The organism is Aeromonas sp. FDAARGOS 1409 (assembly GCF_019048705.1).
Taxonomy (GTDB): domain Bacteria; phylum Pseudomonadota; class Gammaproteobacteria; order Enterobacterales; family Aeromonadaceae; genus Aeromonas; species Aeromonas sanarellii.
Genome location: NZ_CP077395.1, coordinates 3628847 through 3647855, shown reverse-complemented (window position 1 = coordinate 3647855; position 19009 = coordinate 3628847). Strand labels below are relative to the sequence as shown.

20 protein-coding genes are annotated in these 19009 nt (G+C 65.0%); 13 read left to right on the top strand and 7 right to left on the bottom strand.

Annotation, left to right across the window (positions count from 1 at the left end; translation table 11 throughout):
• The first annotated feature begins 24 nt into the window (after positions 1–24).
• From I6L39_RS17035 to I6L39_RS17010, 6 genes are all read left to right on the top strand, one after another.
• The gene (locus tag I6L39_RS17035) at positions 25–1470 is read left to right on the top strand and encodes a chitinase (protein ID WP_216990314.1); all 1446 of its coding nucleotides are present in this window, start codon (positions 25–27) and stop codon (positions 1468–1470) included.
• Between the two features lie 132 nt (positions 1471–1602).
• Positions 1603–1974, top strand: a complete 372-nt coding sequence (locus tag I6L39_RS17030; RefSeq protein ID WP_216990313.1) for a VOC family protein — start codon at positions 1603–1605, stop codon at positions 1972–1974.
• Positions 1975–2148: 174 nt separating this feature from the next.
• A complete protein-coding gene (locus I6L39_RS17025) occupies positions 2149–2547 on the top strand; it encodes a GFA family protein (RefSeq protein ID WP_216990312.1) in 399 nt (132 codons plus the stop codon).
• Between the two features lie 39 nt (positions 2548–2586).
• The gene (locus I6L39_RS17020; RefSeq protein WP_216990311.1) at positions 2587–2796 is read left to right on the top strand and encodes a DUF4287 domain-containing protein; all 210 of its coding nucleotides are present in this window, start codon (positions 2587–2589) and stop codon (positions 2794–2796) included.
• A gap of 71 nt (positions 2797–2867) precedes the next feature.
• The gene (locus I6L39_RS17015) at positions 2868–3479 is read left to right on the top strand and encodes a histidine phosphatase family protein (protein WP_216990310.1); all 612 of its coding nucleotides are present in this window, start codon (positions 2868–2870) and stop codon (positions 3477–3479) included.
• A gap of 124 nt (positions 3480–3603) precedes the next feature.
• Positions 3604–4014, top strand: a complete 411-nt coding sequence (locus I6L39_RS17010) for an SRPBCC family protein (protein ID WP_042075608.1) — start codon at positions 3604–3606, stop codon at positions 4012–4014.
• Between the two features lie 41 nt (positions 4015–4055).
• On the opposite strand, the gene smrB is transcribed toward I6L39_RS17010, so the two are convergent.
• A complete protein-coding gene (gene smrB / locus I6L39_RS17005) occupies positions 4056–4580 on the bottom strand; it encodes an endonuclease SmrB (protein ID WP_042075607.1) in 525 nt (174 codons plus the stop codon).
• Between the two features lie 82 nt (positions 4581–4662).
• Here smrB and prmB point away from each other — a divergent pair, with 82 nt between their 5' ends.
• Positions 4663–5598, top strand: a complete 936-nt coding sequence (gene prmB, locus I6L39_RS17000) for a 50S ribosomal protein L3 N(5)-glutamine methyltransferase (RefSeq protein ID WP_042075606.1) — start codon at positions 4663–4665, stop codon at positions 5596–5598.
• Between the two features lie 16 nt (positions 5599–5614).
• Positions 5615–6703 carry a chorismate synthase gene (aroC, locus tag I6L39_RS16995; protein WP_209792459.1) on the top strand — a complete coding sequence of 363 codons (1089 nt, stop codon included), beginning with the start codon at positions 5615–5617 and terminating at the stop codon, positions 6701–6703.
• 74 nt (positions 6704–6777) lie between these two features.
• Here aroC and I6L39_RS16990 read toward each other — a convergent pair whose 3' ends face one another.
• Positions 6778–7581, bottom strand: a complete 804-nt coding sequence (locus I6L39_RS16990) for an ABC transporter substrate-binding protein (protein ID WP_216991829.1) — start codon at positions 7579–7581, stop codon at positions 6778–6780.
• A 316-nt stretch (positions 7582–7897) separates the two neighbouring features.
• On the opposite strand from I6L39_RS16990, the gene I6L39_RS16985 reads away from it, so the two are divergent.
• A complete protein-coding gene (locus tag I6L39_RS16985; protein WP_216990309.1) occupies positions 7898–9295 on the top strand; it encodes a DEAD/DEAH box helicase in 1398 nt (465 codons plus the stop codon).
• A gap of 90 nt (positions 9296–9385) precedes the next feature.
• On the opposite strand, the gene I6L39_RS16980 is transcribed toward I6L39_RS16985, so the two are convergent.
• The 4 genes from I6L39_RS16980 to cra all read right to left on the bottom strand — a co-directional run bounded on the left by I6L39_RS16980 (position 9386) and on the right by cra (position 13222).
• Positions 9386–10069 (bottom strand): RES family NAD+ phosphorylase, encoded by a 684-nt coding sequence (locus tag I6L39_RS16980; RefSeq protein WP_216991828.1) that lies wholly within the window; start codon positions 10067–10069, stop codon positions 9386–9388.
• Between the two features lie 8 nt (positions 10070–10077).
• Entirely contained in the window at positions 10078–10482 is a 405-nt protein-coding gene (locus tag I6L39_RS16975; protein ID WP_216990308.1) for an MbcA/ParS/Xre antitoxin family protein, read from the bottom strand.
• 252 nt (positions 10483–10734) lie between these two features.
• Complete coding sequence (locus tag I6L39_RS16970) at positions 10735–11928, bottom strand: aromatic amino acid transport family protein (RefSeq protein ID WP_216990307.1); 1194 nt, start codon at positions 11926–11928, stop codon at positions 10735–10737.
• Between the two features lie 289 nt (positions 11929–12217).
• A complete protein-coding gene (gene cra, locus I6L39_RS16965; RefSeq protein ID WP_209792449.1) occupies positions 12218–13222 on the bottom strand; it encodes a catabolite repressor/activator in 1005 nt (334 codons plus the stop codon).
• 303 nt (positions 13223–13525) lie between these two features.
• On the opposite strand from cra, the gene fruB reads away from it, so the two are divergent.
• Genes fruB through fruA form a run of 3 tightly spaced genes read left to right on the top strand, consistent with a single transcriptional unit; the run spans position 13526 to position 17336 of the window.
• The gene (gene fruB, locus I6L39_RS16960; RefSeq protein WP_216990306.1) at positions 13526–14626 is read left to right on the top strand and encodes a fused PTS fructose transporter subunit IIA/HPr protein; all 1101 of its coding nucleotides are present in this window, start codon (positions 13526–13528) and stop codon (positions 14624–14626) included.
• Positions 14626–15615, top strand: coding sequence for a 1-phosphofructokinase (gene pfkB, locus I6L39_RS16955; RefSeq protein WP_209792445.1), 990 nt, complete (start codon positions 14626–14628; stop codon positions 15613–15615). Before fruB ends, pfkB begins: the two co-directional genes overlap by 1 nt.
• Positions 15612–17336, top strand: a complete 1725-nt coding sequence (gene fruA, locus I6L39_RS16950) for a PTS fructose transporter subunit IIBC (protein ID WP_209792444.1) — start codon at positions 15612–15614, stop codon at positions 17334–17336. Before pfkB ends, fruA begins: the two co-directional genes overlap by 4 nt.
• 73 nt (positions 17337–17409) lie before the next feature.
• On the opposite strand, the gene I6L39_RS16945 is transcribed toward fruA, so the two are convergent.
• Positions 17410–17661, bottom strand: a complete 252-nt coding sequence (locus I6L39_RS16945; RefSeq protein ID WP_209792443.1) for a DUF1289 domain-containing protein — start codon at positions 17659–17661, stop codon at positions 17410–17412.
• Between the two features lie 150 nt (positions 17662–17811).
• Here I6L39_RS16945 and mltA point away from each other — a divergent pair, with 150 nt between their 5' ends.
• Positions 17812–18963, top strand: coding sequence for a murein transglycosylase A (gene mltA / locus I6L39_RS16940; protein ID WP_209792441.1), 1152 nt, complete (start codon positions 17812–17814; stop codon positions 18961–18963).
• Positions 18964–19009: the final 46 nt, after the last annotated feature.

The following is a 19009-nucleotide window of genomic DNA, read 5'->3' as shown; positions in this document are numbered from 1 at the left end:
TTTTCAAGACAAGGATGCTTACCCATGTTCATGCTCACGCGCACCATCTGCCTGGTTGCCCTCGTCTGGGCGCTGCCCGGCCAGAGCGCCATGACAATCCAGCCCGATCCCCAGAACAGCGGCGGCTATGTGATAGCCGCCGCCGATCTCGCCAGTGCGGCCCAGGTCAAGACTGCCAACCCCATGTACGGGCTCTGGGCCAAGGCTCTGGCCACCCGGCCCAATACGGTGGTGGAGGCCATAGTGGCGCGAGCCCCCGGCAACCCGGACAACGTCAAGCGAGTCGAGCGGGTCTTCACCGAATCGGACTGGGAGTTCCTGACCCAGATGGCCGCCCCGGAGTACACCTACGAGCGCTTCCTGCGGGCGGTGGGCAAGTTCCCCGCCTTCTGCGGCGACTACACGGACGGGCGCAATGCCGACGCCATCTGCAAGAAGTCCATCGTCACCGCCTTCGCCCACTTTGCCCAGGAGACCGGCGGCCACATCGCCAGGGAAAATGTCTCCGACAACCCCCTGGGGCTGGAGGAGTGGCAGCAGGCGCTGGTGCACGTGCGGGAGATGGGTTGGTCGGAAGGGCAGACCGGCTACACCACGGGGTGCGGCCAGAGTGACTGGCAGAACAGGAAATGGCCCTGCAGCACCGGCCAGGGGTACTTCGGTCGCGGTGCCAAGCAGCTCTCCTACCACTTCAACTACGGCGCCTTCTCCGAGGCCATGTTCGACGGCGACGCCACCGTGCTGCTGAACAACCCCGGCCTGGTGGCGGACTCCTGGCTCAACCTCGCCTCCGCCATCTGGTTCTTCCTGACCCCGCAGGCCCCCAAGCCCGCCATGCTGCACGTGATCGACCGCACCTGGGTGCCCTCTCAGCGTGAGCTGGCGGCGGGCATCGGCTACGGCTTTGGCACCACCATCAACATCATCAACGGCGGCATCGAGTGCGGCGAGCAGAACAGGGACAAGGGCCAGCCGGTCAACCGCATCCGCTACTGGGAAGGGCTGGCGGCCCACTACGGGATCCCGCTGCTCCCGGACGAGAAGAACACCTGCTGGCAGCAGACCCCCTATGGCAGCCTCAACCTCAACGGCGCCACCGACGTGCTCTACACCAACTGGGATGGCAACTGGAAATACTACCCGGACAGGCCGGGCGGCTACTCCTTCGAGTGCGATCTGGTGGGGTACCAGACCGCCTACTCGGCCCTGGTGCCGGGGGACTACGAGAAGTGCGTGACCAACTTCTACGGCTCCCACGCCAGCTGGCCCAAGGTCCGTGTGGTGGCACAGTTGGATCCGGCGCCGGTCGATCCCGGCACGCCGCCGGTGGACGGGATGCCCGCCTGGGAGGCAGGCAAGGTCTACACCGCGGGCAACAAGGTGAGCCACAAGGGCGTCATCTATCAGGCCAAGTGGTGGACCCAGGGCAACGAGCCCGGCAAGGGGGATCCCTGGGCGCCGGTGACCTGAGAGTCAGTACAAGAGCAAGCACCCCGGGGAGGCCGCGCGCCTCCCTTGTTGATCGGCGGTCGGGCCACCCCCTTGCTGCGCCTCTTTTGGCACTGATAGAGTGCGGGTTCACACCTAGGGAGGGGCTTTACCATGAACATCGCCATCCATTTTGAAATTCCGGTGCAGGAGATGGCGCGGGCCATCCGCTTCTACGAAGCGGTCTTCGAGACGGTGCTGGAGCGGGTGCAGATCGATGGCAACGAGATGGCGCTCTTCCCCCTGCATGAGGGGCAGGAGGGGAGTTCAGGCGCCTTGGCGAAAGGGGAGAGCTATGTGCCGAGCCTGGATGGCACCCGGATCTATCTGCAGGTGACTGACATCGAGCGGACCCTGGGGCGGGCGCTGCAGTTGGGTGGGGAGTGTCTCTACCCCGTGACCCGGGTGAGCGAACAGATCCGGGTGGCGGAATTCAGGGATTGCGAGGGCAACCGCATCGCCTTGCAGGAGATGGGGCGAACCTGACTCATCAGGGGCATGGTGCCATGAACGGGATGGGACCATTCCCCGCCTTGAGCCTGGTGACGGGCCTCAAGATGGTCAGTTGCCCCTTCCAGGCTTGCGTGCTACTTCATCGGGGGCGGCAAGGAGCCAGGATAGTCTTGGTTCCGTCTGCCGCCCCAACTCTTAGGAGGCATCATGGAAGGTCATTGTCTGTGTGGCGGGATCACCGTCTCGAGCGGCGATCACAAGGAGGTCAACCTCTGTCACTGCACCATGTGCCGGCGCTGGTCCGGCGGACCCATGTTTGCGGTACACGGCGGCAAGGAAGTGCGCTTCACCGGGATTGCCCCGGTGGCCTACCGCTCGTCCGAGTGGGCGGAGCGCGGCTTCTGTCCCACCTGTGGCACCCATCTTTTCTACCATCTGCTACCGACGGACGAGTACATCCTCTGTGCCGGGCTGTTTCAGGAACAGGTGTTCGAGCTTACCGGGCAGATCTTTATCGACGAGAAACCCGATTTTTATGCGCTCAAGAACGACACCCCGACCCTGACCGGGCAGCAGGTGTTCGAGCAGTTCGCCCCCAAACCCTGAGCCTGTCGCCGCGCCGGCGTAAATCCCAAGGAGTCAATCATGGATGAACAACCGAAGGTGAGGGGGCCTGCCTCCTATTTTCCCGCCATCGAGCAGAAGTACGGCCAGCCGATCGCTCACTGGCTGACCCTGCTGGCAGGGCGGGAGGAGCGCAAACACATGGCCCTGGTGGCCTGGCTCAAGGTCGAACATGCCATGGGGCACGGTCATGCCAATGCCCTGGTGGCCCATTTTTTGGCGCAGGACTGAACCCCGTCTCGGCCCTGATCGCTTTCGGGGGTCAGGGCTGTCGACCACGGCTGATGAAGCAAGGATCAAAGATGGAACTGGTGGTGATCCGCCATGGACAGACTCAGGCCAACGCCGAGGGACGCTATCTGGGAGCACTGGATATCGGGCTTAACGAGATCGGGTGGGAGCAGGTGGCAGCGCTGGCCCAGGATCTTGCCAGAGAGGTGCCGTTTCAGCGTTTGTTGATCTCCCCTTTGTTACGGGCGAGGCAGAGCGCGCTGCGGATCTCCTTGGCACTGGATCTGCCCATCAAAACGGTTCCTGCATTTCGTGAACGCCATGTGGGGCTGTTCGAGGGGCTGACTCAGACAGAGGCGAGGGATCGATACCCCGAGTTGTGGGCGCGCAACATCACCCGACGTTGGGCTGAGGGGCCGCCTGGCGGTGAGTCGCTGGATGCGGTGATAGTGCGGATTTCCCAGGGCTTGGCCGAGTTGGTGCATGACTACCCTGGTGAGCGGGTATTGCTGGTGGCACACGGGGTGGTGGCCAAGGTGATCCGCGCCCTCACGAGAGCAGGTTTTGACGACTTCTTCGAGTGGCAGTTGCATAACGGCGGCAGATTGGTGGTCAAGCTGGACTCGGATCAACCACCGATATTTTACTATCGTCCCACAGGGCAGGATGAGCTTCGCTATTGACTAAGGCATAGCCGAGTCGTTCAGCTGGCTCCTTACCGATGAGATCAGGGGGCCGGCTTTGTATTGCAAGAGAAAGTGACCGCTGGCCGGAGCGCCGGTCAGGCCTTTTGCACAGGAGTGTGAGATGAAGATAAGCATCAGCGTCTGGGTCGCGCGGCCGATTGACGCCGTGTGGCAGGGCTGGAACACCCCCGCCAGCATCATGGCGTGGAACGCCGCCTCCCCCGAGTGGCACTGCCCCAGCAGCCGGGTGGATCTGCGGGTGGGTGGGCGCTTCTGTCACCACATGGCGGCCAGGGATGGCAGCATGGGGTTCGACTTCGAGGGCACCTTCACCGAGGTCACGGCGCCGACGGGGCTGGGCTACGTCATGGACGATGGCCGCGCAGTGAGCGTGCGGTTCGTGGAAGAGCGGGGCGGTACCCGGGTGGAGGAGGCGTTCGATGCCGAGTCCCTGCACAGCGGCGAGCAGCAGCGGGCCGGCTGGCAGAGCATACTCGACCACTTCAAGCGGCATATGGAAAGCGCGCCCTGAGGCGCGCTTTTCGATCCGGTGGATGGGGGCTGATGCGGCCTTTACTCTTCGACATCCAGCAGCACCAGGATGGCGCTCTCGCCGCCCCACTCGCGGGGGGCCTGATGGAAGGCGCGCACATTGGGGTGCTGGGCCAGCCAGCTCGGGATGCGCTGCTTGAGGATGTGCTTGCCGATGCCGTGCATCACCGAGGCGACGTGAATGTTCTCCTTTTGGCACAGGGTCAGCAGGGCCGCCAGCTCCTGCTTGGCCTGGTGCTGGGTCATGCCGTGCAAGTCGAGGTAAATTTCCGGCGGATAGCTGCCGCGCTTGAGCTTTTTCAGCTCGAATTTTGACACGTCGTCGCGCACGTAACGGGTCGGTCCGTCCGCCTCGAGATGGGGCTGGTACTCGTCGCTGAAAAAGTGGTCAACCCCAAGCTTTTCGCGGCTTTCCCGCACTTCGCGTTTCTGCTTGACCGGGCGCAACTCGGCCCTTATGGTATCTTGCCTAATTTTCCGGGTACCTTTGACCGCATCGCGAAACAGCAGGCTTTCCTCGTCTGTGGGGGAGGGCGTTTTTTTCATCAGAGACTCGTTTTTTAGAGATGCGTCTTGCCCGCTATACAGTGGGTGCTCGGGCCGGATATTACTCGACTTGGAGGTGGATTTGGACAAGATATTTATCGATGAGGTGGTTGCCGAGATGCACACCATCCAGGACATGTTGCGCTGGGCCATGAGTCGTTTCAACGACGCCGGGATCTTCTACGGACATGGTACCGACAACGCCTGGGATGAGGCCGTGCAACTGGTGCTGCCCGCGTTGCATCTGCCGCCGGACGTGGATCCCGCCATGCGCCACTCCCGCCTGACCACCAGCGAGCGTCACCGCATCGCCGAGCTCATCATCCGCCGGGTGCAGGAGCGCATTCCCGCCCCCTACCTGACCAACAAGGCCTGGTATGCGGGCTGGGAGTTCTACGTGGACGAGCGGGTGCTCATTCCGCGCTCCCCCATCGCCGAGCTGGTGGCCAACCGCTTCGCCCCCTTCCTGAAAGAAGAGCCGACCCGGATCATGGATCTGTGCACCGGCTCCGGCTGCATCGCCATCATCATGGCCCACGAGTTCCCCCATGCGGAAGTGGATGCCATCGACATCAGCGTCGATGCCCTCAACGTGGCCGAGCGCAACATCAACGATCACGGGCTGGAGCAGCAGGTCATCCCCATCCGCTCCGATCTGTTCCGAGATCTGCCGGCGGGTGACAAGTACGATCTCATCGTCTCCAACCCCCCCTATGTGGATTCCGAGGACATGTCGGATCTGCCGGAGGAGTTCCGGCACGAGCCTGAGCTGGCTCTGGCGTCGGGCTCCGATGGCCTCAAGCTCACCAAGCGCATCCTGGCCAACGCCGCCGATTTTCTGAAGGATGACGGCGTGCTGGTGGTCGAGGTGGGCAACAGCATGATCCACCTGGAAGCCCAGTTCCCCGAGGTGCCCTTCACCTGGGTCGAGTTCGAGAACGGCGGCCACGGCGTCTTCGTGATGACCCGTGCAGAGCTCGAGCAGTACCAGGCCCATTTCGCGATTTACAAGAACTAAGCAGCAAGGAGCATCCATGGCAGGGAACAGTTTTGGCCAACTCTTTCGGGTCACCACCTTCGGCGAGAGCCACGGCCTGGCGCTGGGCGCCGTGGTCGACGGCTGCCCGCCGGGGCTCGAGATAAGCGAGGCGGATCTGCAGGGGGATCTGGACAGGCGCAAGCCCGGCACCTCCCGCTACACCACCCAGCGCCGCGAGGCGGACGAGGTGAAGATCCTCTCCGGGGTGTTCGAGGGCAGGACCACAGGTACCTCCATCGGGCTCTTGATCGAGAACACCGATCAGCGCTCCAAGGACTACTCCGAGATCAAGGACCTGTTCCGCCCGGGCCACGCCGACTACACCTATCACCAGAAGTACGGCCAGCGCGATTACCGTGGCGGCGGCCGCTCCTCCGCCCGTGAGACCGCGATGCGGGTCGCGGCGGGGGCCATCGCCAAGAAGTACCTGAAACAGGTGCACGGCATCGAGATCGTGGGCTTCCTCTCCCAGCTCGGCCCCATCAAGGCGGAAGGGTTCGACGAGAGCCAGATCGAGCAGAACCCCTTCTTCTTCCCCGATGCGGGCAAGCTGGAGGCGCTGGATGAATACATGCGTGCCCTCAAGAAAGAGGGCAACAGCGTGGGGGCCAAGGTGTGCGTGGTGGCGCGCAACGTGCCGGTCGGCCTGGGTGAGCCGGTGTTCGACCGCCTCGACGCCGACATTGCCCACGCCATGATGGGCATCAATGCGGTGAAGGGGGTCGAGATCGGTGACGGCTTCGCGGTGGTGGAGCAAAAAGGCTCCGAGCACCGGGACGAGATGACCCCGAGCGGTTTTGCCAGCAATCACGCGGGCGGCATTCTGGGTGGCATCTCCTCCGGCCAGGAGATAGTGGTGAGCATGGCCCTCAAGCCCACCTCCAGCATCACGGTGCCGGGCAAGACCATCACCACCAGCGGCGAGGCCACCGAGATGATCACCAAGGGACGTCACGACCCCTGCGTCGGCATCCGTGCCGTGCCCATCGCCGAGGCCATGTTGGCCCTGGTGCTGATGGATCACCTGCTGCGTCACCGCGCCCAGAACCAGGGCGTGCACACCCAGACCCCGCAGCTGCGCTGATCGCGCAGAGGTCAGGGTGAGTGATCACCAGAGACGACAAGGCGACCCCAGGGTCGCCTTTTTGATGGGGCTGGTTAAGAGTCTCCGTCGTCAGGGGGCGGGGTGGCATCGAGGCGGCACTCCGGAGCGGCAAAGGCGGGGCTGGGCGGGGGCAGGGTGGCGATGGCGGCATCGATGCGGGCCAGGGTTGCCTCGCTCACGGCTTCCCTTGCAAGCATCAGGCTCACCGGCTGCTGGTGCAGCAGCACCTGGCACTGGGTGAAGCCGCTTGCTCCTAGCTGTTCGAGCCTGTGATGGGCGTGTTGCCACTCCATGATGACCCCGTCGAGGCGACGCGCCAGCAAGAGGGTGATCAGCCTGTCGTCCGAGTTGTATTCGGTTGCCTGCCTGAGGGCGGGGCACTCCTCGCTCAGGGGTAGGGGGCGGGTGCCCCGCAGCTTGCCAAGGTGCAGCCCAGTCGTTTGGCACAGATCCGTCAGCCGCTCCAGCCCTTGCCAGCGATCGGGTTCGCCCGGCCCGGGGCGATGGCTCAGCAGCACGAAACTGGCGCGCCGGTAGGGGGCCGAGAAGCGGGCGAAACGCTCCCGCTCCGGGGTCTTCAGGGCGCCCATGGCGACATCCAGCTGCTGGCGCTCCACGAGGTGCAGGGCCCGGGCCCAGGGAAGGTTGCGAAAGGTAGGGTGAAGGCCAGCCTCGCCCAGGATCCGGCGGGTCAGGGTCACGTCCAGCCCGCCGAGGGTGCCGTCCGCGTCGATCTGGCTGAAGGGGGGCCAGTGGCTCCAGGCCACCGACAGTGTCTCCCTGGCGCCGAGCGGCAGGCTCAGGACGAGGGGCAAGGCGAGAACCAGCATGCGCCGGATGGTGGTGGGGGTGAACATCCTTCTCAAGCAGAACCTCCTGTTCCGTGTGTTGCGCCGCCCTCTCCATCATGTGCAGGGGCCCAGATCCATACGGCCGCATTTTCGCCATTCTGCCGCGCCCTGACCGGCTTTTCCACCCGTGCTGGGAGGCCCATCACATTTTCCTCGTGTAAGTGCGCCAACTCCGTTAGACTGCGCCTCTATTCTTTCCCCTTTGCTCTGCTCCCCGGGGAAATCGTGTGTTCTCCATAGGCCCGGATCCTGTGAGATGGCATCGGCTCAGCAGAGGAGCCCCACCACAAACTCCCGGCGCCACTATCCCTAGCAGGTAATTATGAGTTTTACTTCCCTCGGTCTGGCCGAACCCTTGTTGCGTGCCGTTGCCGAGCAAGGTTATGACACCCCTTCTCCCATCCAGCAGCAAGCGATCCCCGCCGTACTGGCCGGTCGTGACCTGATGGCCGCCGCCCAGACCGGGACCGGCAAGACAGCTGGCTTCACCCTGCCCATGCTGCAGCGTTTGACCGAGAGCAAGCGCAAGGTCTCCCCGAACCGCATCCGCGCCCTGGTGCTGACCCCGACCCGCGAGCTGGCCGCCCAGGTGGGCGAGAGCGTGCGCAACTACGGCAAGCACCTGCCGATCCGCAGCCACGTGGTATTTGGCGGCGTGAGCATCAACCCGCAGATGATGGCCACCCGCCGTGGTCTGGACGTGCTGGTGGCCTGTCCGGGCCGCCTGATGGATCTCTACAACCAGAACGCCGTGAAGTTCGACGAGGTGGAGATCCTGGTGCTGGACGAGGCGGATCGTATGCTCGACATGGGCTTCATCCGCGACATTCGCCGCATCCTGGCCCTGCTGCCGAAGAAGCGTCAGAACCTGCTGTTCTCCGCCACCTTCGCCGACGAGATCCGCGAGCTGGCCACCGGCCTGCTGGACAACCCGGCGGTGATCGAGGTCGCCCCGCGCAACAGCACCGCCGAGCGCATCGAGCAGCTGGTGCACCCCTGCGACAAGGCGAACAAGATCGCGCTCTTGAGCCACCTCATCACCAGCAACAACTGGCAGCAGGTGCTGGTGTTCACCCGCACCAAGCACATCGCCAACCGGGTCGCCGAGACCCTCGACAAGCACGGCATCAGCGCCGCCGCCATCCACGGCAACAAGAGCCAGGGTGCCCGTACCCGCGCCCTGGCCGGGTTCAAGGACGGCAGCGTGCGCGTGATGGTGGCGACCGACATCGCGGCCCGTGGCCTCGACATCGACAAGCTGCCCCAGGTGGTCAACTTCGAGCTGCCGAACGTGGCGGAAGACTATGTGCACCGCATCGGCCGGACCGGTCGTGCCGGCGCCGCCGGTCACGCCATCTCCCTGGTGGCGGCCGACGAGGGCAAGCTCATCAAGGCCATCGAGCGGCTGACCAAGCAGAACATCCCCTGCGAGCAGGTGGCCGGCTTCGAGGCCTCCCGCGAGACGCTGGACAACATCGCCCGTGGCATCGGCGCGCCCCTTCGCAAGGAGCCCCGCGACCCGAGCGAGCAGCGCCGTGCGCCGCGTCCGCAAGGTCAGGGCCAGCGTCAGGGCGCCGGTCGCTCCGGCAATGGCGGTGGCAACGCCGGCGGTAACCGCAGCGGCAACGGCGGCAAGCCCCAGGGCGGTGCCCGTCCGGAAGGCGGCGCCGGCAAACCGGCCCAGGCCCGTCGTCCCCGCCGCGCCAGCCACAACCAGTAAGCGGGTGGAGGACTCAGCTCCTCTCCCCATCGGTTGATACAAGAAGCCCCGCCAACTTGGCGGGGCTTTTGTCATCTCAGGGGCGGAGCATCACTCCCCATAGAGCCTTATTTGCAGCACATTGGCGATGGCGCTGCCGTTCCAGTGGTATTCCAGATGCTGGCTCTGGTGGATCCTGGTGATGAGACGGGGGCGGTAGAGCACGTAACAGTCGTGGCCGCTGTGGCGCACCGAGCGGTAGTGGATGCCGTCCGCCCCGCCGCGCCTCTGCTCTTGGGCGAAGGCCTGGGACTGACCGTAGTCGGTGGCGTGATAGAGGGGGGAGGCGAGGTAATCCTCCCCCCGGATGTCGACGAGGCTGGCGCAGAACTCGGTGTGCAGCACCCGCATCTGCAGCTTCTGGGCCGGCTCCCGGGTGTAGCCGAAGATCCGCTCCTGGTGATAGACGGTCTCCTTCACCGCGGTGTCGAGCAGGGGGGCGCAGTAGTAGCCGCCGAAGTCTCCCGTGGTGAAGCGGGCCCCCTCGGGATTGAGGTGGGTGAAGGCCGCCATCACATAGCTGCCGCCGGCCAGCCCCACCAGCCAGTCCTCTTTCGGCACTCGCGCCAGCTCCCCGGCCTCTTCCCGCAGGCGATCGTTGGTCAGGGCCTCGACGGCCCAGACCGCCTCCAGCTCGTCCGTGTTGACCACGTCCTCATAGAGGCAGATGGGGGGATAGCGGCTCGGGATGATGCGAAAGGCCTGCTGATCCTGCAGCTCGCTCGATGGCGGCATCGCGGACATCAGGCCATGCCTCCGCGCCAGGCGTGCAACCGGTTGGCCACCTCATAGAGATCGGCGACGCGCCCCCCCTGCATGACGTCCATGGCGCTGCGCCCGGCGAAGAAGGGGTGGCTGTTGGGCTTGCGCACCCAGCCGTAGATGCTCTCATCGACGCTGAACAGCAGTCGCAGGCTCTTGTGGATGTTGAGGATGTAGCTCATCCGCTCCTGCAGATCGGCGCTTAGGCGGATCCCGCCGCTCGCCTCCTTGTACTTGTTCAGAGTTGAACGGGAAGAGATGCCGAGCAGCGTCAGCTGTTCATCCGTGCTGCACCGCCATTTGTCCAGGATGCGAAACACCACCGGCAGCGCCTTGCTGGGATCGACGGCATTGTCCCGGTGATTGGCTTGTACTGTGGCGACCATGGCTCCTCCTTATGGGTTGCATCGGGGCGAACCTCGGTGTGGGTTCGCCTTGTTCTCAGTATGGTGGAGTTGTCCATATATGTACATACATATGGAATTTTGTTCATATCGGGACGCGGATGGAGAGAGTGCAAGCAGAGAGTGGAGGCAGAGGGACAAGGGCCGGCATCCCGCCGCAGGGCGGGCAAATGACGAGAGGCCCCGCCAACCCGGTTGGCGGGGCCTCTCGCGAGCCGCAGGGAAAGTCGCGGCTTAGAGCGCGGGCAGCATGCCGAGGCTGACGCTTATCTGCACCCCGACGATCAGCACGCCCATGGCACCGGCCAACCCCAGGGCCAGCACGCCGCCCGGGGCGCGGTAGTGGTGCGCCTCGGCCCGCTTGCGGCTCTGCCACACCAGGGCCACCGGCAGCAGCACCGCCAGCACCGCCAGCGCGATGGCCGCATAGCCGAGGGCCATGATGAAGCCCTGCGGGAAGTAGAGCGCGAACAGCAGGGGCGGCACGAAGGTGATGAGACCGGTCTGGGTGCGCCCCTGCCAGTTGTCCTTGCGTTGGGTCACCTTGGCCATGAAGTCGAACAGCCCCAGCGTCACCCCGAGGAAGGAGGTGGCGAGCGCGAGATCCGCAAAGAGGTGCATGGCCTGGTTGAAGGCGGGCCAGTTCACCAGGTTGCCGACGCTGGCGAGCAGGCTGTCCAGGGCGCCGCCGGTCTGGATCAGGGATTGCTGGCCCAGCAGCCCCAGGATCGCCACCTGCCACAGCACGTAGAGGATGAGGGGGAGGGCGGAGCCCCACACGAAGACCCGGCGTAGCTGCCTGGGGCAATCGCCGAGGTAGAGCATCACGCTGGGGATGGAGCCGTGAAAACCGAAGGAGGTGAAGATCACCGGCAGGCCCGCCAGCAGCAAGCCCTGACCGAGCGGCATGGCAAGCAGGTGTTGTCCCTCGGCGCGCGGCAGCAGCAGGGCCAGTACCCCCACCATGATCACCAGCTTCACGGTGAACATCAGGCGGTTGAGGTAATCCACCTGTTTGGTGCCGACGCAGACCATGCCGCCGAACAGCAGGGTGAAGGCCCAGGCCGCCTGCTCCTGGCTGACGCTCATGCCGGCATCGGTCAGCGCCTGAACCAGCAGGCTGCTGCCGCCGCTGATGTAGGCGGAGGCCAGCGCGTAGAACAGCATCAGGATGCAGAAGGAGGCGATGCGCTTGCCCCAGGGGCCGAGCAGGTGATCCGCCAGCTGGTGCAGGTACCACTTGCCGGTGTTGAGGCTGGCTTCCACCTGCAGCATGGCGGTGAAGGCCATCAGGGCCCAGAGGCCGATCATCAGCAGCAGGGTGGCGGGGCCACCCAGGGACGAAGAGGCCAGCGGCAGGGCCAGCATGCCGGCCCCTATGGTGGTGCCGGCGATAAGCAGGGTACAACCGAGAGTCTTGGTGTTCATAGTATCCATCCGGGATTGAGAAAAAGAGTGCCAGGGCAAGGAAGGGGGCGCCTCCGGGATCGAGGCCGGAGGCTAGCAATATCGGAGTGGAGACATCGTTACGAACAGCCGCAGGTTGTAAAACAGGGTTGCCAAATTAACGGATTAAAATATCGAAAACAAGCGAGATTGCGCGAGTGTTCTGCTGTGAAAGGCAAAAAGGTGGAAATAAAAGATGACACTTCGGCCATGGCCGTGGGGCCAGCATGACCGAAGGCGACCCTGTCGCCCCCGGCGTCTGCGCCCCGGCCTAGCGGCGGCGTTTCAGGGTGCGGCTCACGTAGTGCAGGCCGGCGCGGTAGGTGCCGTTGATGGCCTCGAGGGCCAGGGTGAGCGCCTGGCCGGCCAGGGCGTCATGTTGTTGGGGCAGGGAGTTGATGCCAAAGGGGAGGAAGTCGAGCAGCCTGTCGTCGCCGAAGGTGGCCATGGCGATCCGGCTCATGTCGCTCTCCTGTCCCAGCTCTCTTTCCAGCAGATAATCGAGCACCCCCTCCATCAGAATGTAGGAGGTGGTCACCAGGGCCTCGGGCAACTGGCCGAGTTGCCGGTGCAACGCCTTGATCAGGCGATACCCCTCGGCGCGGGAGAACTGCGCACCTTCGCAGATGTGGGCCGTCAGGGGGCTGGCATGGCTGGCCAGGGCCTGTTCGAAGCCGGCGCGTCGCTCATGGCTGATCGTGAGGGTGGGCAGGGCGGTGATCAGCGCCACATGGCGCAGGGCGGGGCTGAGCAGGGAGGCGGTGAGATCAAAGCTCGCCTTCTGGTTTTCGCTCGCGACGGTGACGAAGTGATCGGCGCTCATGGCCCGGTCGATGGCGAGGATCTGCACCCCCCTGGTCTGCTGTTCCAGATAGAAGGGATCCGCCGGGGGCAGGCAGCTCGCCACCAGCAGTGCATCCACATGACGGCTGACCAGCATGCGGGCCAGCTCCTTCTCGGTGTCCGGTTCGTCTTCCGAGCAGACGATCAGCAGCTGATAACCCTGGGTGCGGGCCCCCTGTTCGAGGCGCTTGGCGAGCTTGGCATAGCTGGCGTTCTCGAGGTCGGGCAGGATGAAGCCCAGTGTCCTGGTCTGGCCGCCGCGCAGGGAGGCGGCGCGGCTGTCCGGCTGATAGTTGTGGGCATGGACCACGGCCATCACCTTGTCGCGGGTGGCCTGGCTGATGCGGTATTGATCGGCCTTGCCGTTGATCACATAGCTGGCCGTGGTACGCGAGACACCGGCCAGCGCGGCGATTTCATCCAGTTTCATCATATTGGCTCTGTTTGAGTTGCAAGGCCCGCGCCGGTTCCTGGTGGGGGCACCGAAAAAGTGTGCGCGGGATCATATCATTGAAACCTGCTCTCCGTGGGATCTTGAACAATTGGCTGAAACGATTCAGTCTGAGTGTAAGTGAAACGATTCAGCTTGTCAGTAGGCGATGATTATCTGAGCTTTGAAATGGGTTGCGGCTCACCAAAGCGAGAGATCCCCGTCTATTGTCAGCAGGCTAGTTACCCGAAAATTGAGTTGAGCCGGTACGCCGCGAGGCGCCGCCGGACCTGATGGAGAATCTCTATGTTGAAGTTGGCGCGACAGCAAATCCTGCTGGGACAAACGGTGACGACCAAGGCGGACGCCATCGCCCTGCTGGCAAGCAAACTGACCGAGGCCGGTCTGGTGGAGGCGGGCTATGTGGACGGCATGCTGGCGCGGGAAGCGCAGCACGCCACCTACCTGGGCAGCGGCATCGCCATTCCCCACGGCACCACCGACACCCGCCATCTGGTGAAGAGCACAGGCGTCATTGTGGCCCAGTTCCCCCACGGCATCGAGTGGGACGACGGGCAGACTGCCTATGTGGCCATCGGCATCGCCGCCAAGTCCGACGAGCACCTGGGCATACTGCGCCAGCTCACCCACGTGCTGGGTGATGAACAGGCGGCCGCTCAGTTGAAGGAAGCCACCGATGAAGAGAGCATCATCAATATCCTGACCGGGGCGACGGCGGCCAAAGAGGTGCAGTTCCTGACCCTGGCCGACTTCCCGGCGGACGATCGCGACCAGCTGTTGCTGGGCGCCGCTGCCCGTGCCAAATCCGCTGGCTGGGGGGAGGCCGCCATGGTGAGCGCCCTGCTGGCTAGCGAGCCCGTACATCTGGGGGAGGGGGTCTGGCTGGCCCGCGCCCTGGCGGCCCAGACTGGCTGGGTGTTGGCCACGCCTAGCACTGTGCTGAGCGTAGGGGAGCAACCGGTCAGCGCCCTGCTGCTGCTCTGCGCCGCAGATAGCGGCCATCTGGCGCAGCTCGATAACCTGGCCAAACTGGCCGCCGCCGGTCAGCTCGGGACGCTCGCGGGCGCCGACGGGTTGAGCATGCTGCAGACAGGCCCGGCCAGCGGTCTTTCCGACACCTTCACCATCGTCAACCCCCACGGGTTGCACGCCCGCCCGGGCGCCATGCTGGTCAAGGTGGCCAAGGAGTATGAATCCGACATTCGCGTCGCGAACCTGGATGGCAGCGGCGAGGCGGTTTCCGCCAAGAGCCTGATGAAGGTCATCGGCCTTGGGGTCAAGTGCGGGCACCGTCTGGCGTTTCGTGCCGAAGGGCCGGATGCCGAAGCGGCCCTCAAGGGGCTGGGCGAGGCCATCGCCGCCGGTCTGGGCGAGGGGGCGCACTGATGGACATCGTCACCATCACCCTGAACCCGGCGCTGGATCTCACCACCCGCCTGGAAGCCATGCACCTGGGGGAGGTGAACCTGGTGGGCGAGGCCAACTTGCGCGCCGCCGGCAAGGGGATCAACGTCGCCATGGTCTTGAAAGATCTCGGTCGTGACGTGGGCCTGACCGGCTGGCTTGGCGCCGAGAACCAACAGAGCTTCGTCACCCTGTTCGAGGAGCGTGCCCTGGCCGATCGCTTCGTGCGCGTCGCGGGGAGCACCCGGATCAACGTCAAGATCTCCGAGCAATCGGGCCGGGTCACCGATCTCAACCTGCCGGGCCTCACCGTGCGAGACGCCGACGTGAGCGCCCTGGAGGCGGCGCTGGACGAGCTGGCCCCTCAGGCCGACTGGTTCGTGCTGGCGGGCAGTCTGCCCAAGGGGGTGGCCCCCGATTACTGCGCCCGGCTTATTCGGCTGCTCAAGGCCAGGGGCAAGCGGGTGATCTTCGATTGCAGCGGCGCGGCCCTGGGGGAAGGGCTCAAGGCGGCGCCGACCCTGGTCAAACCCAATCTGGAGGAGCTTGAGCAGTGGGCCGGGCGCCCCATCAGGACCTTGAGCGATCAGGCCGAGTGTGCCCGTGCGCTGCAGGCCGCCGGGATCCCCCACGTGGTGGTCTCCAACGGCGCAGACGGCCTCGTCTGGTTTGGCCCGGACGCCACCTGGCAGGCCATTCCGCCGCGCATGGAGGTGGTCAGCACGGTCGGTGCCGGCGACTCCCTGGTGGCGGGGCTGGCCCATGGCCTCAGCCTCGGCTGGACGCCGGAGCAGACCCTGCGTCTGGCCACCGCCGTCTCGGCCCTGGCGGTCAGCCAGGTCGCGGTCGGTTTCGACGATGTGCGCGAGCTGGATCCCTTGCTCGAGCGGGTGCGCGTACAGCGTCTGGATGACCTGGCACCGGCTCAACCCCATACCCATTCAATGTCTAACTCAGGAGATGCCCAATGAAAGCAATTCTGGTTACGGCTTGCCCGGCGGGCATTGCCACCAGCTTTCTCGCTGCAAAACGGATAGAACAGCAGGCCAAGCAAGCGGGTTGGGAGCTGACGCTTGACGTCGACTCCAGCGTGCAACCCCGTCAGGTGCCGGGCAAGGAGCAGATTGCCGCCGCCGATCTGGTGCTGGTGGTGGCAAGCAGCCCCGTTGATCTCGCCGCCTATGATGGCAAGCCGCTCTATCGGGGTGACATGGACCTGGCGCTGCAGGATCCTGCCGCCCTGCTGGAGGCCGCCGCGAGCGGCGCCAGCGTCTATCGCCACCAGGCCGCGCCCGCCGTGGCCAAGGCGGCTGCCGGTGCCAAGCGCATCGTCGCGGTGACCGCCTGCCCCACCGGGGTGGCCCACACCTTCATGTCGGCCGAGGCCCTGGAGACCATGGCCAAGCAACTGGGCCACCAGATCCGTGTCGAGACCCAGGGTTCGGTCGGTGCCCAGAACGCCCTGACGGCGGACGAGATTGCCGCCGCCGATCTGGTGTTCCTCGCCACCGACATCGAGGTGGACATGGCCCGCTTCGACGGCAAGCCTGTCTATCGCACCAGCACGGGGGCGGCCCTCAAGAAGACCCGCGCCGAGCTCGACAAGGCCTGGACCGAGGCCAAGACCTATCGCCACAGCGGCGGCGCCCAACCCAAGAAAGAGGAGAAGGCGGGCCCCTACAAGCACCTGCTGACCGGCGTCTCCTTCATGCTGCCCATGGTGGTGGCGGGGGGCCTTATCATCGCGCTCTCCTTCATCTTCGGCATTGAGGCGTTCAAGGAGGAGGGAACCCTCGCCGCTGCCCTGATGAAGATCGGCGGTGGCTCCGCCTTCGCCCTGATGATCCCGGTGCTGGCGGGTTACATCGCCTACTCCATCGCCGACCGTCCGGGTCTGGCCCCCGGCATGATCGCCGGCATGCTGGCAAGCTCCCTGGGCGCCGGTTTCCTCGGCGGCATCGTCGGCGGTTTCCTGGCCGGTTACAGCGCCAAGTACCTGAGCGACAAGGTGCGCCTGCCGGTGACCCTGGAGGCGCTCAAGCCCATCCTGATCATCCCGCTCTTTGCCAGCCTGTTCACCGGCCTGGTCATGATCTACGTGGTGGGCGGCCCGGTGGCCGGCATCATGAACGCCATGACCGAGTTCCTCAACAACATGGGCTCCGCCAACGCCGTGCTGCTGGGGGTCATCATCGGCGCCATGATGTGCTTCGACATGGGGGGCCCGGTCAACAAGGCGGCCTACGCCTTCGGGGTCGGCCTGCTCGCCTCCAAGACCTATGCCCCCATGGCTGCCGTGATGGCCGCCGGCATGGTGCCGGCACTGGGGATGGGCATCGCCACCTTCCTGGCCAGCAAGAAGTTCATCAAGGCGGAGCAGGAAGCGGGCAAGGCCTCCTTCGTGCTGGGTCTGTGCTTCATCTCCGAGGGGGCCATTCCCTTTGCCGCCAAGGATCCCATGCGCGTCATCCCGGCCTGCATGGTGGGCGGCGCCCTGACCGGTGCGCTCTCCATGCTGTTTGGCTGTGAACTGGTGGCGCCCCACGGCGGTCTGTTCGTGCTCTTCATCCCGAACGCCATCAGCAACGTCATGATGTACATCCTGGCGATCGCGGCTGGCTCGCTCTTGACCGGTGTCTCTTACGCCATGCTCAAGCGCGGCGAGGAGCAGGCCAGGCTGGCGACCGCCTGAGTCGGATGTCGGTGAATGAAAAAGGCGGCCTGCGGGCCGCCTTTCTTATGGTGGGCAAAAAGGGTGGAAAGCGTCAGAGATCCAGACCGGGTTGAGGGGGGGATTCGGGCGGTTCGCTCTCTCTGGCCTTGCGACGGGCGGCCTCGACCCTGGCCTTGCGGCCCCGGCACAGGCGCATCACCTCCTGCTGCTGGGCCGGGGTCATGGCGAGCCAGTTGAAACGCTCCTCGCGGCTGCGCAGGCACCCCTTGCAATACCCCTTGTTGTTCAGCTCGCAGACCCCGATGCAGGGGCTCTGGAGCGGGAAGAATTCGAGCTGTTCCATCCACGATCCCTCACATCCTGTCACCTTGTTATAACCCAGAAGATCCCCGCAGGAGAAATCCGCCGTGCGGGGGCGGAAGGCGTTTGCTTTCCCCGGGCAATTTTGGCATCTTCCCCGCCGTGCAAGACACTCGGTGTTATATGAGGACATATGAATAGACATGCGTACTGGCTGGCCGCCGCCGTGGTGGGCCTGGCCGGTTGTGCGGGCAGCCCTGAACCGGTCAAGGTGCCCCAGAAGAAGGCGGGATCCGGATGTTTTCTGAACTGTGAGGTGCCGGAGAATCTGGGCAAGCAGTATCTGGACGGTGCCCTGGCGGGGGATCTGGTGCGGGTGGAGCGGGTCAACAGCCGCGCCGGCGCCGACTACAGCAAGTTCGGCCCCCAGAGCCGGATGGTACTGGAGCGCTCCGGCCGCATGGCGAGCCGCTACGGGGAGCTCTATCGCCAGCTCTCCCGCTGGGTCGCCAATGGCGGCAATCCCGCCCATATCACCCAGTACGGCATCAGCCTGGCCCAGCTGGGCGGCGCCGATCGCATGGGCAACGTGCTCTTCACCGGCTACTACTCGCCGGTGCTGGAGGTGCGTCACCGCCCGGATGCCGAGTACAAGTACCCCATCTACGCCATGCCCAACTGCGGCGGCCGCTGCCCGAGCCGGGCCCAGATCCACGACGGGGCCCTGGCGAACCGCGGGTTGGAGCTCGGCTACAGCAAGTCCCTCATCGACAACTTCCTGATGGACGTGCAGGGCTCGGGCTTCGTCCACTACGGCGACGACGACCGGCTGCAGTACCTGGGCTACAGCGGCAAGAACGGTCACGGCTATGTCAGCATCGGCCGGGTGCTGATCGACCGTGGCGAGGTGCCCAAGGAGCAGATGTCCATGAAGGCCATCAAGGAGTGGGCCAGCCGCCAGCCGGAGGAGAGCGTCAAGGAGCTGGTGGAGCAGAACCCCTCCTATGTCTTCTTCGAGCGCCGTCCCACCAACGACGTGGTGGGGGCCGCCGGCATTCCGCTCTTGCCCATGGCGGCGGTGGCTGCCGACAAGACCCTGCTGCCCATGGGCACCCCCATCCTCGCGGAAGTGCCGCTGCTCGACAAGGCGGGCAACTGGACCGGCAGGCACCAGCTGCGCCTCTTGATCGCGCTGGATGTGGGCGGGGCGGTGAAGAAGGGCCACCTCGACCTCTACCACGGCATGGGAGAAAAGGCCGGGGTGGCTGCGGGGCACTACAAGCACTTTGGCCGGGTCTGGAAGCTGGGCCTGCACCACGGACCGACCGCCGCGCCCTGGTTGTAAAGCATGAGGGGCCACGGCCCCTCACTTCGCCCGAGAGACGGGATAT